The sequence below is a fragment of the Paractinoplanes deccanensis genome, from assembly GCF_016862115.1.
GTDB classification, from domain to species: domain Bacteria; phylum Actinomycetota; class Actinomycetes; order Mycobacteriales; family Micromonosporaceae; genus Actinoplanes; species Actinoplanes deccanensis.
In genome coordinates this window covers 84,578-99,001 of sequence record NZ_BOMI01000165.1, presented here as the reverse complement: position 1 = coordinate 99,001, position 14,424 = coordinate 84,578, and the positions used below count along the sequence as shown (strand labels likewise).

Below are 14,424 nucleotides of genomic sequence, written 5' to 3'. Positions count from 1 at the left end.
AACGAAGGATCCCGGCGCCCGCCGGCGACCGCGACGCTGAGCCCATGACGGTCACCACGAGCCGGGCCGCGGGCACCGGCGTGCTCCTCGCGGCGTGCGTCTCCGCGCTGGTCGTCAACGCCAACACCTCAGCGGTCACGATCCTGCTCCCCGCGATCAGCGAGGACGTCGGCGCCTCGGTCGACGTCCTGCAGTGGGCGGTGACCGGCTACATGCTGGTCGGCGCGGCGGTCATCGTCACCTCCGGCGCGCTCGGCGACGTCTTCGGCCGGCGGCGCATCTTCCTCGGCGGCCTGTTGCTGTTCGTCGCGTCGTGCGCGCTGATCGCGCTGTCCCAGAACGCCGCCGGGGTGATCGCCGGCCGGATGATCCAGGGCGCGGCCGGCTCGACCATCCTCGCCTGCGGGATGAGCCTGTTGTCGGTGGCCTCGTCCGGGGCCGCCCAGATGAAGGCCATCACGATGTGGGGCGCCGCGTCGGCGATCGGCGCGGCGATCGGCCCGCTCATCGGCGGTGTGCTGGTCGGCTCGACGGGATGGCAGGGCCTGTTCTGGATCGACGCGGCGATCGCGGCGGCCTGCGTGCCGATCACGCTGTCGGCCGTACGGGAATCGCGTGACGAGCACCGCAGCCGCTCGATCGACATCCTCGGCACGGTGCTGGTGGCCGTGCTGCTCGTGCCGCTCGTGCTGGCGCTCAGCGAGAGCGGCAGCTGGGGCTGGCTCTCCGTCCCGACCATCACGTGCCTGGTCGTGGCCGTCCTCGGCGGCGCCGGTTTCGTGGCCGTCGAGAAGCGCGCCGCCGCCCCGCTGGTCGACCTGAAGCTGCTGCGCAACGCGGTGCTGGTCGGCTCGACGATCGCCATCCTGCTCGTGGCCGGCATCATCAACGCGCTGATGTACCTGCTCAGCCTCTACTTCCAGGACCCCGCCGGGTTCGGCATGACCGCGCTGGAGGCCGGTCTCGCGACGCTGCCCGCCGCCGCCGCGATGATCGCCGTCACCCCGCTGATCACGCCGCTCGCGGTGAAGCTGGGCGGCCGGGTGGCGGTCGGGGGTGGGTTCCTGCTCGCCACGCTCGGCGCCGGCGCGCTGATCTTCGTGAACGCCGGCTGGACGTACGCGGCGTTCGTGATCCCGCTCGTCGTGCTCGCGATCGGGCTCGGCTTCGCGAACGGCCCGGCCAGCTCGGCGTCCACCTCGGCGGTCGACCCGAGCCAGGTGGGCCAGGCGTCGGGCATCTCCAACATGGCCCGCTACGTGGGCGGCTCGCTCGCCGTGGCGGCCGCCGCGACGGTGTCCACCGCGGCCACCCGGAACCACGCCGGCGAACCCGCCGAGGACGCGCTCGCCGCGGGCCTCGGCGCGGCGTCCCTGTTCCTTACGATCATGTCGGTGGCCGGCATCGCCCTCGTGGTGTTCCTGCGCCGGCACCGCGCCGAGCCCGCGCGCGCCGTCCACCTCGCGGCGGCGGCCGCCGCGACCAGCCACACCATCCCCACACGACCGGGAGTTTCCGTCTCATGATTCCGTTCACCAGCAAGGACTTCGCCGGCCGCATGGAGAGCGCGGTGGCACAGGCGGCCGCGGCCGGCCTCACCGGGCTGCTCGTCGCGCCCGGCCCCGACCTGACGTACTTCACCGGCTACAAGCCCACCGCGATCACCGAGCGGCTCACCCTGCTGGTCCTCGACGGCGACCACGACCCGCACCTCATCGTGCCGACGCTGGAGCGCCCCGACGCCGCCGAGGCGCCCGGATACTCGGCGGTGGAGACGACGGACTGGGCGGACGGCACCGACCCGTACGCGCCGGTCGCCCGCCTGCTCGACCCGCAGGGCCACTACGCGATCTCCGACGCGGCCTGGGCCATGCACCTGCTCGGCCTCCAGGCCGCGCTGCCGCAGTCGCGCTACACCTCGATGACCGCCGCGCTGCCGATGCTGCGGGCGGTCAAGGACGCCGACGAGGTGGCCCGGCTCGAGGCGGCCGGTGCCGCCGCGGACGCGGCCTACGAGCAGATCAAGGGGGTACGCTTCGCCGGCCGCACCGAGACGGAGGTGGGCCGCGACCTCGCGCGGTTCCTCACCGAGCGCGGGCACTCGCAGGTCGACTTCACGGTGGTCGGCTCCGGGCCGAACGGCGCGAACCCGCACCACGAGATGGGCGACCGGGTCATCGCCGAGGGCGACATGGTGGTGCTCGACTTCGGCGGCCTCAAGGACGGCTACGGCTCCGACACGACCCGCACGGTCCACGTGGGCCCGCCCACGCCCGAGGAGAGGGAGGTCTTCGACATCGTCCGGCGCGCCCAGCAGGCGGCCTTCGAGGCGGTCCGGCCGGGCGTCGCGTGCCAGGAGATCGACCGGGTGGCCCGCGCGGTCATCACGGAGGCGGGCTACGGCGACAACTTCATCCACCGTACGGGCCACGGGATCGGGCTGACCACGCACGAGCCGCCGTACATGGTGGAGGGTGAGACGAGGCCGCTGGTGCCCGGCATGTGCTTCTCGATCGAGCCCGGCATCTACCTGCCGGACCGCTTCGGCGTGCGCATCGAGGACATCGTGACGGTCACCGAGAACGGCGGCCGCCGCCTCAACAACACCAGCCACGACCTGCACATCGTCGCCTGACATGCGGCCCGCCCGGCTCTGCCTGACGGTGGCGGCCGCCGCCCTGCTGGCACTCACCGCCTGCGGCGACGGCGGGGACGGGGACGGCGGGGTGTCGCTGCCGTCGGCCCGCCCGTCGATCACCCTCGACCGGCCGAACGCCACCGGCGACCCGACGGCGGACTCGACCGGCGACGCCACCGGTGACGCCACTGGTGGCGCCGAGCCCACCCGCACCCGCACCGCCGACCATGCCCGGACCACCGAACCTGTCCGGACCACTGACCCTGTCCGGACCACTGACCCTGCCCGAACCACCGACCCTGCCCGAACCACCGACCCTCCCCGCACCACCGACCCTCCCCGGACCGCCGATCCGACCGGGACCGCGGAGCCCGAGCCGACGCGGACCACCGAGCCCGAGCCCACGCGCACCCAGGAGCCGGCCCGGACCACCGAGCCCTCGCCGACTCGCCCGGCCACCACCACTCCGGAAGCGACCCGCACAACGACGCCCGCGCAGGCCGCCGCCACCTCCTCGTCCGCTGCCGCCGTCGCCGCCTCCGACGACAGCGACGCCGGCAGCCTCGTCGCGTGGTTCCTCCTCTTCCTGGTCCTGGGCGGCGTCATCGCGGCGGTGCTCATCGCCCGCGCCCGCAAGAAGGACTCCTGGGACACCGCCCTGGACGGCCTGACCGCCGAAACCCGGGCCCTCCTTGACCGTGCCCTTCCCCGCGTGCTCGACACCACCACGTTCGCCGAGCGCCGCCTGGCCTGGCCCCCTGTCCGCGACGACCTGCTGGCCATGATCACCCGCTGGGAGACCCTCGCCGCCCGAGCCCCGGACGACGGCCCGCGCCAGGCCACCGCCACCCAGGTGACCGGCATGCTGGGCGACCTGGTCACCGCCATCGACAACGAGACCGCCGCCCAGGCCGCCGCCCGCGACTGGCGTCTCCTGCGCCCGCAGGTCGAGGCGGTGCTCGCCGCCCTGAACGCTCAGCTGGCCCCCACCCCACCGACCGACCCGTACGCGGACCCGTCGGCCTCCCCACCGGGCGCCGGAGCGCCCCCGCCCGGCGTCGGAATGCCTCCGCCCGGCCCGCAGCCTCCATACGGCGCGGACCCGGGAGCGCCGCCCGGGCCCTAGACCGAACGTTCTATCTCTCAACACCGCCGGCCACACCGCGGCCGGCGGTGCGGTTCCGGTGTTTCCACAGGGTCGCGCCGACGGCGATGAGGCCGATCAGGAACAGGTACACGCCGCCGCGTTCGAAGAGCCCGATGAGGACGTTGGCGCCGGAGACCAGGACGGCCATGAAGGTCACCATCGAGATCAGGCCGAGCGTGCCGAGCGCCATGAGGGCTCGGCCCAGGCGCTGCGAGATCCCGATGTGCCGGTGCGCCAGGCCGATCAGGATGACCAGGACGTTGCCACCGGCGAACGCGGCGAAGGCCCCCAGAGTGTGGTATGTGTCCGTGCCGTCGGCCACGGCTTCGGCCGAGCCGGGGAACAGGCCGACGAGGACGCCGCCGACCGCCAGAAGCGCCGCCGTCGCGACGACGCCGAGGCGGCGGAGGGGCGGCATGCCCTTGAGCAGGACGACACCGGCGAAGGCCACGAGACCGAACAGGACGAAGCCGGTCTTCATGACCACGGCGAGCGGTGAGTACATGAGCTGGTCGAACACCACGGAGCGGTCGTGCACCCCGAGGTTGCTGATGAAGTGGTAGGTGTAGCTGTACGGCGGGTCGGTCCACGCCGCGGCGGTGATGAGCTCCGCGACGAAGAAGATCATGCCGCCGGCGATGAGCGCGGCCGCCGCCGCGCGGCTCTGCACGACCGGAGCCGGCGCAGGGGAGTGGTCGGCCGGTTCGGTCCGGACGTCGGTCATGGTTTCTCCCTGGGGTGAGCGGTGGCTCGCCGCCCGGTGGTCCGGGCTGTTCTCGGCCACACGTCAAAGCTGACGGGTGCCGCTCACACGGCGCATACACGGCGCACACACGGCGCTGACACGCGACTCGGCCTCGCGCGCGGGCGCCCCCGGAGTCGCGAGCCGCCCGGGCTCACCCGCTCGGCGTCAGCAGTAGGAGTCGAGCATGTTCTGCAGGGCGGTCTTCTCGGCCGACTGCAAGGTCAGGTCCCAGGAGTACTTCACGCCGATCCACATGCGGGCGTAGGTGCACCGGTATGCCGTGCGCGACGGCTGCCACGTGGACGGGTCCTGGTCGCCCTTGGACTGGTTGACGTTGTCGGTCACGGCGATCAGCTGGGGCCGGGTCAGGTCGTTGGCGAAGGACTGGCGCTTCGCGGTGGTCCAGCTGCTCGCGCCCGAGCGCCAGGCCTCGGCCAGCGGGACGACGTGGTCGATGTCGACGTCGGCGGCGGCCGTCCAGGTGGCACCGTCGTAGGGGGAGTACCAGCTGCCCGAGGTGGCGGCGCACGCCGAGCTGGTGACCACGTTGGAGCCGTCGCGCTTCAGGACCGTCTCGCGGGTGTTGCAGGCCCCGCTGATGGTGATCCAGTGCGGGAACAGGTCGCGCGAGTAGCCGCTGGTGGAACCCTGTGCGGCCACCGTCAGGGCGTTCAGCTGGGACTGCGCGGTGGTGGCGGACGGGATGTTGGGCGGGGTGGCGGCGGCGGGGACGGCGTACGTCAGGGACAGGCCGAGGATCAGGGCGGCCGGCGTGGCGATGCGGCGCATGGATCGGGCTCCCAACCGGGTGGGGGATAGATGCCGATCATTCTCGCCGGTCGAGGGTTACGGGCGGAGATCCCGTTTGCGTCGTACGGCTGAAGGAATGGCCGCGGATCCACTCGCCCAGCCGGCCCTGGTCGGTGGCGATCACCTGGCCGGCGGCGGCCGTGACGAGGTAGGCGAACGACAGCACGTACAGCCAGCCGATGTAGGTGAACGCGACGCCGATGGTGCCGAAGCGCGCGGAGCTGACCTCCAGCGCGTGCGGCAGGTAGAGCGCCCCACCCGGCCGCAGGATCAGCATCGCCGCGCCGAACAGGGCGGCGCCGGGGGCCAGCATGCGGGCGGGGACCTTACGGGCCATCAGGATCCACGGTACGAAGAGCGCGCCGCCGAAGTCGGCCAGCAGCGTTACCAGGGCCGTGGTGAGGTAGGGTGCCGGGGCTTCCATCGCGGCGCGGACGAGCAGCTGGATGCCGACCACGCTGAGGGCCAGCACGATCACCGTGACCAGCCAGCGCCAGGCGTGCCGCGGGCTGCTGCGCGGCCGGGGCAGGTTCCAGATCGTGGCGTACGCCCGGGTGAACGCCCGCGCCAGGCTGGTCGTGGAGACCAGCACGATGAGGCCGCCGACCACGCCGAAGGCGCTGAGGCTGCTGCCGGCGACCGCCTCGCCGAGCACGCGGGCGACCTCCTCGGGCACCTTCACCACCGAGGCGAGCCGTTCGTCGAAGGAGCGGCCGAGCAGCACCGCCATCATGATCAGCAGCGGGAAGATGGACGTGAAGAGCTGCGCGGCGAGGGTCATCGCCCGGTCGAAGATCTCCAGGCGGACGATCGACGCGAGGGTGCCGAGACCGACCCGGCCGGGCCAGCGGGTGGACGCCCAGGCCCAGACCGCTGTCGCCCAGCGCGGTGGGGCGAGCACCGGCCGGGTCGTCACTGTCAGCGGCTGTCGGAGCTCACGGGCGTGAGCGGCGTGGCGTCGGCCGGCGCCGGCTCCGACTCGGCGCGGCTCTTGCGCCGGCCGATCACCGCGGCCGCCACGCCGGCGACGGCCAGCCCTGCGGTGGCGACGACGGCGGCACGGCTGGGCTTCGATGCCTTGCTCTTCTTCCGGGACATTTTCCTCATGACAGGATCCTCCATCTCGGTACGCCGGAAGGCCTCACCCGCAACGGATGGCGCGGTGGCTTCAGTCGTAGTCGGGCCTGACCTCGGTGCCGTGCGCCGTGATCGCGTAGATCGTGATCATGTTGAACGAGATGATCAGCGCGGTCCACACCGGGAACGCCGCGAGGAACGCCAGGTTGGTCAGGGAGTTCAGGAACGCCAGGACGACGCCGAAGATCCGTCCCCAGCTCGTGCCCGCGAGCAGGCCGAGGCCGACGACGATCTGCGCGGCGCCGATGACGAGGTGGATCCAGCCCCACGCGGTCCAGCTCGGGGCGACGAGCAGCCGCGACGCGTCCACGGCGAAGAGGTCGTCGCGGACCAGCGCGACGATGCCGATCGTGACCTGGAGGATCCCGACGATGGAGAGCATCACCCCGGCGAAGACCACCCAGGCCGCCCAGGGGCTCACATTGGTCGGCCGATGCTGTACGGACATGGCCGTAGGATGACCGGCCGCGCGCGGCACGGCCTCACCCGCGAGGAATGAGCGGCGTCAGTCGAGCAGCCCGAGCTCGCGTCCCTGCACCACCGCCCCGGCGCGGGTGGAGGCGCTCAGCTTGCGATAGACGGCGGCCACCTGGGTCTTCACCGTGTTGCGGGAAAGCCGCAGCTCACCGGCGATCTGGTTGAGCGTGAGGTGGGTCGGCAGCAGGCGCAGCACCCGCTGCTCGGCGGCCGTGAGACCGGCGGTGTCGGCCGTCTCGTCCGGCGTGCCGTCGCGGCCCAGGTCGGCGGTGAGCGCGCGGTACCGCTCGGCGAGCACGCCCGTGGTGGTGAGCTGGTCGAGGGCCAGCCGGGCGCGGATGGCGGCCTTCCGCGCGGCCGTGGGGTCACCGTGGCCGAGCATGAGGCGGGAGAGCCGGATCGACGCCGAGGCGACGAGCCACGGGAACGGGCGCGCGCGTTCCAGGGCGTCGGTGGCGGCCCCGACCAGCGCGCCGAACTCCGTGCGGCGGCCCGCCTCGAGGGCGATCGACGCGCCGATCAGGTGGGTCAGCACCGACCAGCCGCAGGTGCGCAGCTCGGGGCCGAGCAGGGCGGCGGACTCCTCGGCGTACGCGGCGGCGGCCGCGCACTCGTGCTGGTCCGCGGCGTGCCAGGCCAGCGCGGCCAGCGCCAGCGCGGACGGGATCGGGTGCTCGGCGCCGGCCCGGGCGGCCCGGGCGTAGCGGGCGTTGGCGAGCACAGTGTTGCCGGTGAGCTCCTCGGCCACGCCGAGCAGGGCCATCGTCGTCGCGTACCACTCGGAGCCGGGACGTTCCGCGCGGGCGGCCCGGCGCGCGTTGCCGAGCATCCCGTCGACGCCGCCGGGTGCCAGGGCGGCGCGCAGCCGGTCGACGGCGGCGGTGCTCCGCGCGTCCGCGGCCGGCGACGAACCGGACGTCCGTTGCCGGGGGATCGAAGCCGTGGCCAGGCATGCCGCGGCCGGCACGGAGCGGCCCGCGAAGGCGTAGACCCACCCGGCGCGTGCCGCGAGACCGGGGTCGCGCTCGGCCGCGCCGCGCCCCAGCATGTCGAGCGCGTCGGCCACCTGCTCGGCGCGGCCCTCGTCGAGCAGGGCCCGGCCGTGCCGCAGCACGAGGCGGGTGGTGGCCCGGACGTCGCCGGCCGCCGCTGCGTGGCGTACCGCCGCCTCGGGCTGGTTGCGGCGCTCGAACCAGGTGGACGCCCGGCGGTGCAGGGCCTGCTCGGTCGCGCGTTCGCGGCGGCGCAGCTCGGCGAGGAGCATCTCGCGGAACGCGGGGTGATAGCGGTACGACCGCACGGCCGGGTCGATCGGCGCGGCGAAGACGTTGCGCGCGGCCAGCCCGGCGAGCAGCTGGCCGGAGCCGTGCCGGCGCAGGATCGCGTCGCAGAGGCTGCCGGAGAGCGTGTCGAGGACCGCCGAGCGCAGCAGGAACCGGACGGTGTCGGCCGGCTCGGCGGCCAGCACCACGTCGCGGAAGTACTCGCTGAGGTACGCGTCGGCGCCGGTGACCCGGGTGGCCGCGGCGGCCGCGTCGGGCCGCCCGCGCAGGCTCAGCGCGGCGAGGTAGACCCCCGCCGGCCAGCCCTCGAACCGGCGGTTGATGCCCAGCGCCTGCTCGGCCGGGAGGACCGCGCCGGTGGCCCGGATGAGGTTGAGCGCCTCGGCCCGCGACAGCCGCAGGTCGGCGGGGCCGAACTCGGCGCACCGGCCCTCGCTGCGCAGGCCGCCGACGTGCAGGCCGAGCCGGCTGCGCGCGGCGACGGCCAGGTGCGACCCGGCCGGCAGCCGTTCGGCGAGGGCGAGCACGAGCTGCTGGGCGGGCGTGCCGCGCAGCACGTGCAGGTCGTCGATGACCAGCACCGGCGGCGCGGCCGCGGCGAGCCGGGGCAGGGCCTCGGCGGTCAGCTGCTCCTCGGGCAGCGCCAGCGACCGCCACGTGGCCGGCTCGACCGGCCGGATCTCGCCGATGGCGCGGGCGATGCGGCGCAGCAGCCGGTGCGGATCGCCGTCGGCCGGCTCGGCGGTGACCCAGGCGAAGGCGCGCTGGTCGCGGTCGGCCCACTGGCGCAACGCGATCGACTTGCCGTAGCCCGGCGGGGCGACGACCAGGATCAACGGCACGTCGTCGCGCACGGCGGTCAGGTCGCCGACCAGCCGTCGCCGCGGCACGAGCTCCGCACGCGTCATCGTCGCCCCTGACCCCCGTCCGCCAACGCCAGGCCGGTCGCGGACCGGCGAGGTCGAGTAATCATGCAATCGCACAGTGTGCGCTCGCCGCAATGACTCGTCGCACAAGTTTTTGCTTCTTGGGTGGTCGTGACCTGGCAACTGTCCGGTTCCGTCGTCCACTTTCGGAATCACCCAGGCTGGGTGATGTGACTGTTGATGATCGGGAGAAAACTCTGCGTAGACACCGGCGGCTCGACGGGTAGGCCGCGACGTGCCCGAAGGCGTGCCGGTGCCGAGAGGCGGGGCGATCGCGATGGGGGTATCGGATGCCAGGAAAGATCGCTACCGAGTTGACCACGTCCGACGGCGAGCCGATCATGACGGTGAAGCTGGAGCCGCCGGGCCTTCCACCGTGGTGGGTGGTGCGCGAGCGCCTGCGCGAACGGCTCGATGCCGGGCCGGGCCGCCGCCTCACCGTCGTGACCGGGCCGGCGGGTTCGGGCAAGAGCAGCCTGGTGGCCGACTGGACGGCCAGCGGCCGAGCCGGCGGCCGGGTGGCGTGGCTGACCCTCGAGCCGGGCGACGACCAGCCGGGGATCTTCTGGCCGTACGTGGTGGCCGCGCTGCGGCGCGCCGGTGCCGAGGTGCAGGGCGAGTGGCGGCCGGAGGCGGAGCGCTCGTTCCTCGTACGGCTGGTGGTGGCCCTTGCCTCGGAGCCGCGGCCCGTCGTGCTGGTCCTCGACAACGTGCACGCGCTGACCCGCGCGTCCATCATCGACGGGCTGCACTTCCTCGTCGAGCACGCCGGACCGCAGCTGCGGTGCGTGCTGATCGGCCGCACCGACCCGCCGCTGCCGCTGCACCGCTACCGGCTGGCGGGCTCGATCACCGAGATCCGCCACGACGAGCTGGCGTTCACCCCGGCCGAGGCGGACGCGCTGCTCACCGCACACGGAACCCGGCTCGGCCCGAACGCCGTGGCCGAGCTGACCGAGCAGACCCACGGGTGGGCTGCCGCCCTGCGGCTGGAGGCCCGTGCGCTGCCGATGCCGGGCGACAAGAAGGACGAGCTGGCCGACTACATCCGCAACGAGCTGCTCGGCGAGCAGACCGCCGCGACGCGCGAGCTGCTGCTGCGGACCTGCGTGGCCGAGCGCCTGCCGGCCGGGCTCGCCGTCGAGCTCAGCGGCCGCCGCGACGCGGCGCAGGTCCTCGACCGCCTCGCCCACCAGGGCATCTTCGTGTCCGCGCGGGCCGGCGGCGAGCGCACCTACGTGCACCATCCGCAGGTGCGCGGCGTGCTGCTGGCCGCGCTGGGGGAGGGGCCGGTCGACCGGATCACCGGCCTGCACCGCCGGGCCGCCCGCTGGTACGCCGGGTTCGACCGGCACGGCGAGGCGCTGCCGCACGCGCTGCGGGCTCAGGAGTGGGCGCTCGCCGCCACCTCGGTGGTGCGCGGCCTCGGGATAGCCGAGGTGCTCAACGGCGAGGGCGCCGCGGCGTTCACGCCGATGCCACCCGACCTCGACCTGCCCGAGGCCGCGGTGGTCGCGGCCGCTGTCGCGCACTACCTCGACGACCCGGAGGCGTGCGCGAAACACCTGCTGCGCGCCGGGGAGATGGCGGGCGGCCGGGGCGTCGCGCTGCCGCTGAGCCTCGCGGCGGTCGACGTGGCCCGCGCGCGCCGGCACGGCGGCCCCGACGACCTGGCCGCCACCGCCGAGGCCGCCTGGCGGCTGCTCGACGGCGCGCTCGTGGAAGGGGCCGCGGTCCCGGCCGGCCTGGCGTCGCTGATCCGGCTGGCCCGCGCCGAGAGCCTGCTCTGGCAGCGCGACCTGGTCGGCGCCTGCGCGGTGCTGCAACCGTCCGAGCACGACGGTGCCGAGGTGCTCGGCCGGCTGGCCCTGGCCGAGGCGCTCTGCGGCCGGCTGCGCCGCGCGGACGAGCACGCCCGCCGCGCGCTCGACCGCAGCCACGACGACGACGGGCCCGGCGACGCGGCGGCCGACGTGGCGCTGGCCTGGGCACGCGCCGACGAGTACGACCTGACCGCCGCCCGGGTGCATGCCGAGCAGGCCGCCGCCCGGCTGGAGGAGACGCCGGACGCCCTGCTCGGCGGCCTGCTGGCGCTGGTGCGGGCGCGTGTGCACCGCGGCAACGGCGACGTCGCCAAGGCGGCCGAGGCGATCGCGGCCGCGCCGGCCGGGCCACGGCCGGCGTGGCTCACCGAGGTGCTCGACCTCGCCCGCGACGCCCTGCTCGCCCCCGGCCGTCCGCCGGCCGCGGGCACGACGAACGAGCACGCGATCGCCGAGGCGACGGCCGCCGTGTTCGCCGGCGAGACCGTGCGGGCGCGGGCCGTCGTGGCCACGCTCGGCGAGCGTCCCGGCCTGCCGCTGGAGATCCGGGTGAACGGCTGGCTGATCACCGCCGCGGCGGAGCTCGGCGACGGCCGCCGCGACAGGGCCCGCCGCGCCCTGCACCGCGCGCTCGGGCTGGCCGAGCCCGAACGGCTCCGGCGGCCGCTGCTCGAGGCGGCGACGCCGGTGCGGCGGTTCCTGCGCGAGGACCGTGAGCTCGCCGTACGCCACGATTGGCTCGGGGTCGTGCCCCGGGCCGCGACGGCGCCGCAGCCCGCCGGGCCCCCGCCTCAGGCGGCTCCCGCGGCGCCGGTCATGGTGGAGCCGCTCACCGCGAAGGAGACCGAGGTCCTCGGCTACCTGGCGCAGCTGTTCTCCACCGAGGAGATCGCCCGGACCATGTACGTCTCGGTCAACACGGTAAAGACGCACGTCCGCGGTGTGCTGCGCAAGCTGGCCGCGACCCGGCGCAACGAGGCGGTGCGCCGTGCCCGTGACCTCGGCCTGCTGTAGCGCTCATCCGGGAGGGGTGACGACCGTGGCGCCGGCCGTGGCGATGCTCGTCGGCATGACCGACACCACCGAGCTCCCCTCGTGGCGGGACACCGCGGCACGGCAGCGGATCGTCGAGTTCGTCGCGGTCGCCGTCGCGGGCATCCCGCCCGAGGACCGGATCGCGGTCTTCGACAACGACGGCACGCTGTGGTGCGAGAAGCCGCTGCCCGTGCAGGCCGACTTCCTGCTGCGGCGCATCGGCGAGCTGGCCGAGCGGTATCCGGCGCTGCGCAGCCGCCAGCCGTTCAAGGCGGTCGCCGAGCGCGACCACGAGTGGCTGGGCGGCGCCATCACCAAGCACTACCAGGGCGACGACGCCGACCTGCGGGAGATGGCGGCGGGCCTGCTCCAGGCGTACGAGGGCACGACCGTCGACGAGTTCGCCCACCTCGCGCGCGACTTCCTGGTCAAATGTGAGCATCCGGCCCTGGGCCGGCCCTACGTGGAGACCGCCTACCAGCCGATGACCGAGCTGATCAGCTATCTGGCGCAGCACGGCTTCACCTGCTACATCGCCACCGGGGGAGGGCGTGACTTCCTCCGCACGGTCAGCCAGGACGTCTACGGCATCCCGGCCGACCGGGTGATCGGCAGCTCGGTGGCGCTCGAATACCGCGACGGCCGCATCGTGCACACCGCCCGGCTGGACGTCTTCGACGACGGCCCCGCCAAGCCGGTGCGCATCTGGAGCCGTATCGGCCGCCATCCGATCCTGGCCGCCGGCAACGCGAACGGCGACCTGCCGATGCTGCGCGCCGCGGGCGGCGGCCGCCGCGAGCCGCTGCGCCTGCTCGTGATCCACGACGACGCGGAGCGCGAGTTCGCCTACACCGCGGGCGCCGCCGAGGCCATCGCCGCCGCCGAGGCGGAGAACTGGGTGGCCGTGAGCATGGCCGGGGACTGGTCACAGGTCTTCGGCCCACGTTGAGGGGGGAAACCGAGGGTGCGCGGGGAGGGCGATCCCCGCGCACCCGAGGTTAGGTTGTGGACCATGAAGCTTCTCCTGCCCGGCAGCGTCGAGCTGGCCGTCTCCCCGCCCCCCGGCGTGACTGTTGAGGTGTACGCCGTCGACGAGCCCGTTCCGGACTCCTCGGCCGACGCGGACGCGATCGTGGTGTGGGGCAACCCCGCCGGCCAGCTGCGCGACACCGCGCGGCGGCTGACGAAGGTGCGCTGGGTGCAGACGCTCGCCGCCGGCCCCGACGCGGTGCTGGCCGCGGGCTTCGCGCCCGGCGTGGTCATCACCTCGGGCGCCGGGCTGCACGATCTGACGGTCGCCGAGCACACGCTGGCCCTCACCCTCGCCGCCGCCCGGCGCCTCAACCTGCTGGTACGAGCGCAGGTCGGCCGCCGCTGGGCGCAGGAGCTCGGCGGCCTCCAGCCGGTGCGCGACCCGTCCAGCTTCCGCACGCTGCGCGAGGCGCACGTGGTGATCTGGGGCTTCGGCGGCATCGCGGCGACCCTCGCGCCCCACCTGAAGGCGCTGGGCGCCACGGTGACCGGCGTGGCACGCAGCGCCGGGGAGCGGCACGGCTTCGAGGTGGTGACCGAGGAGGCCTTCCCGGCCTTGCTGCCCCGCGCCGACGTGCTCATCTCGATCCTGCCGGCCACCGAGGCCACCCGGCACGCCCTCGACGCGCGCGTGCTCTCGCTGCTCCCCGCACACGCCTGGGTGATCAACGTGGGCCGCGGCGCGACCCTCGACGAGTCCGCCCTGCTCGACGCCCTGCGCGCGGGCCGGATCGGCGGCGCGGCCCTGGACGTGTTCGAGACCGAGCCGCTGCCGGTCGGCTCGCCCCTGTGGGACGAGCCGAACGTGATCATCACCCCGCACGCGGCCGGCGGACGCCCGGTGGGCGCCGCCGGCCTGGTCATGGACAACGTGCGGGCGTTTCTTGCGGGACGGCCCCTCAAGAACGTGGTCTAGCCGTTCGCGTCAGTTCCAGATCCTCAGCTTGGTGCCGGGGCAGTTGCGGATGCACTGGATCCACGCCTCGTACGTGGAGTACACGCCGGTCAAGGTCTTCCAGGCCTGCCCGCTGTAGGTCGCGCTGTAGACGATCCGCTGGTTGTTGGAGTCCTTGACCGTGACGGTGTACGGCACGGAGATGTTGCTGGTGTTGAAGAAGATCTGGTGGGCCGAGTTCGCCGGCATGTAGCCCACCCAGCAGTAGCTGTTCTGCACGGTGCACTCGATCGGCGTCGCCGCGAGTGCCGTGCCCGGCGTCATCACCAGGGCCGCCGCCGCGGTTGCCGCGCCGGCGGCCACGGCCTTGATCGTTTTCCTCATCGGTCCTCCCTTGTCGTGGGTCGGGCCGGTCCGGCGGGTCCGCGTCCCTCGCACGCGGCGGGTGCCGTTACCGGTGGAGACAGCTTGGGGAG

Annotated in this window: 13 protein-coding genes; 6 read left to right on the top strand and 7 right to left on the bottom strand. The window is 74.1% G+C overall.

Annotated elements, in window-relative coordinates; all coding sequences use genetic code 11:
• Positions 1-44 precede the first annotated feature (44 nt).
• The 3 genes from Ade02nite_RS39890 to Ade02nite_RS50480 are packed head-to-tail and all read left to right on the top strand — an operon-like array spanning position 45 to position 3,764.
• Positions 45-1,526 (top strand): MFS transporter, encoded by a 1,482-nt coding sequence (locus Ade02nite_RS39890; RefSeq protein ID WP_203775324.1) that lies wholly within the window; start codon positions 45-47, stop codon positions 1,524-1,526.
• Positions 1,523-2,635 (top strand): aminopeptidase P family protein, encoded by a 1,113-nt coding sequence (locus Ade02nite_RS39885; protein WP_203775322.1) that lies wholly within the window; start codon positions 1,523-1,525, stop codon positions 2,633-2,635. The genes Ade02nite_RS39890 and Ade02nite_RS39885 overlap by 4 nt, the downstream gene beginning before the upstream one ends.
• 1 nt (position 2,636) lies before the next feature.
• Positions 2,637-3,764 carry a hypothetical protein gene (locus tag Ade02nite_RS50480; RefSeq protein ID WP_203775320.1) on the top strand — a complete coding sequence of 376 codons (1,128 nt, stop codon included), beginning with the start codon at positions 2,637-2,639 and terminating at the stop codon, positions 3,762-3,764.
• A gap of 10 nt (positions 3,765-3,774) precedes the next feature.
• Here the strand turns inward: Ade02nite_RS50480 and Ade02nite_RS39875 are convergent, their stop codons facing one another.
• From Ade02nite_RS39875 to Ade02nite_RS39850, 6 genes are all read right to left on the bottom strand, one after another.
• On the bottom strand, positions 3,775-4,509 hold the full coding sequence (locus Ade02nite_RS39875; RefSeq protein WP_203775319.1) for a DUF998 domain-containing protein: 735 nt from the start codon (positions 4,507-4,509) through the stop codon (positions 3,775-3,777).
• 186 nt (positions 4,510-4,695) lie between these two features.
• Positions 4,696-5,319, bottom strand: coding sequence for an HNH endonuclease family protein (locus Ade02nite_RS39870; protein WP_203775317.1), 624 nt, complete (start codon positions 5,317-5,319; stop codon positions 4,696-4,698).
• Positions 5,320-5,356: 37 nt separating this feature from the next.
• The gene (locus tag Ade02nite_RS39865) at positions 5,357-6,256 is read right to left on the bottom strand and encodes a YhjD/YihY/BrkB family envelope integrity protein (protein ID WP_203775315.1); all 900 of its coding nucleotides are present in this window, start codon (positions 6,254-6,256) and stop codon (positions 5,357-5,359) included.
• 2 nt (positions 6,257-6,258) lie between these two features.
• Positions 6,259-6,447, bottom strand: coding sequence for a hypothetical protein (locus Ade02nite_RS39860; protein WP_203775313.1), 189 nt, complete (start codon positions 6,445-6,447; stop codon positions 6,259-6,261).
• 61 nt (positions 6,448-6,508) lie between these two features.
• The gene (locus tag Ade02nite_RS39855; protein ID WP_203775311.1) at positions 6,509-6,925 is read right to left on the bottom strand and encodes a DUF7144 family membrane protein; all 417 of its coding nucleotides are present in this window, start codon (positions 6,923-6,925) and stop codon (positions 6,509-6,511) included.
• A 57-nt stretch (positions 6,926-6,982) separates the two neighbouring features.
• Entirely contained in the window at positions 6,983-9,145 is a 2,163-nt protein-coding gene (locus tag Ade02nite_RS39850) for a winged helix-turn-helix domain-containing protein (RefSeq protein ID WP_203775309.1), read from the bottom strand.
• A 308-nt stretch (positions 9,146-9,453) separates the two neighbouring features.
• On the opposite strand from Ade02nite_RS39850, the gene Ade02nite_RS39845 reads away from it, so the two are divergent.
• The 3 genes from Ade02nite_RS39845 to Ade02nite_RS39835 all read left to right on the top strand — a co-directional run bounded on the left by Ade02nite_RS39845 (position 9,454) and on the right by Ade02nite_RS39835 (position 13,969).
• Entirely contained in the window at positions 9,454-12,000 is a 2,547-nt protein-coding gene (locus tag Ade02nite_RS39845) for a winged helix-turn-helix domain-containing protein (protein ID WP_203775307.1), read from the top strand.
• Positions 12,001-12,025: 25 nt separating this feature from the next.
• Entirely contained in the window at positions 12,026-12,970 is a 945-nt protein-coding gene (locus Ade02nite_RS39840) for an HAD family hydrolase (RefSeq protein ID WP_239169382.1), read from the top strand.
• A 63-nt stretch (positions 12,971-13,033) separates the two neighbouring features.
• Positions 13,034-13,969, top strand: a complete 936-nt coding sequence (locus Ade02nite_RS39835) for a phosphoglycerate dehydrogenase (RefSeq protein ID WP_203775305.1) — start codon at positions 13,034-13,036, stop codon at positions 13,967-13,969.
• Positions 13,970-13,978: 9 nt separating this feature from the next.
• Here the strand turns inward: Ade02nite_RS39835 and Ade02nite_RS39830 are convergent, their stop codons facing one another.
• Positions 13,979-14,332 (bottom strand): hypothetical protein, encoded by a 354-nt coding sequence (locus Ade02nite_RS39830; RefSeq protein ID WP_203775303.1) that lies wholly within the window; start codon positions 14,330-14,332, stop codon positions 13,979-13,981.
• Between the last annotated feature and the right edge of the window lie 92 nt (positions 14,333-14,424).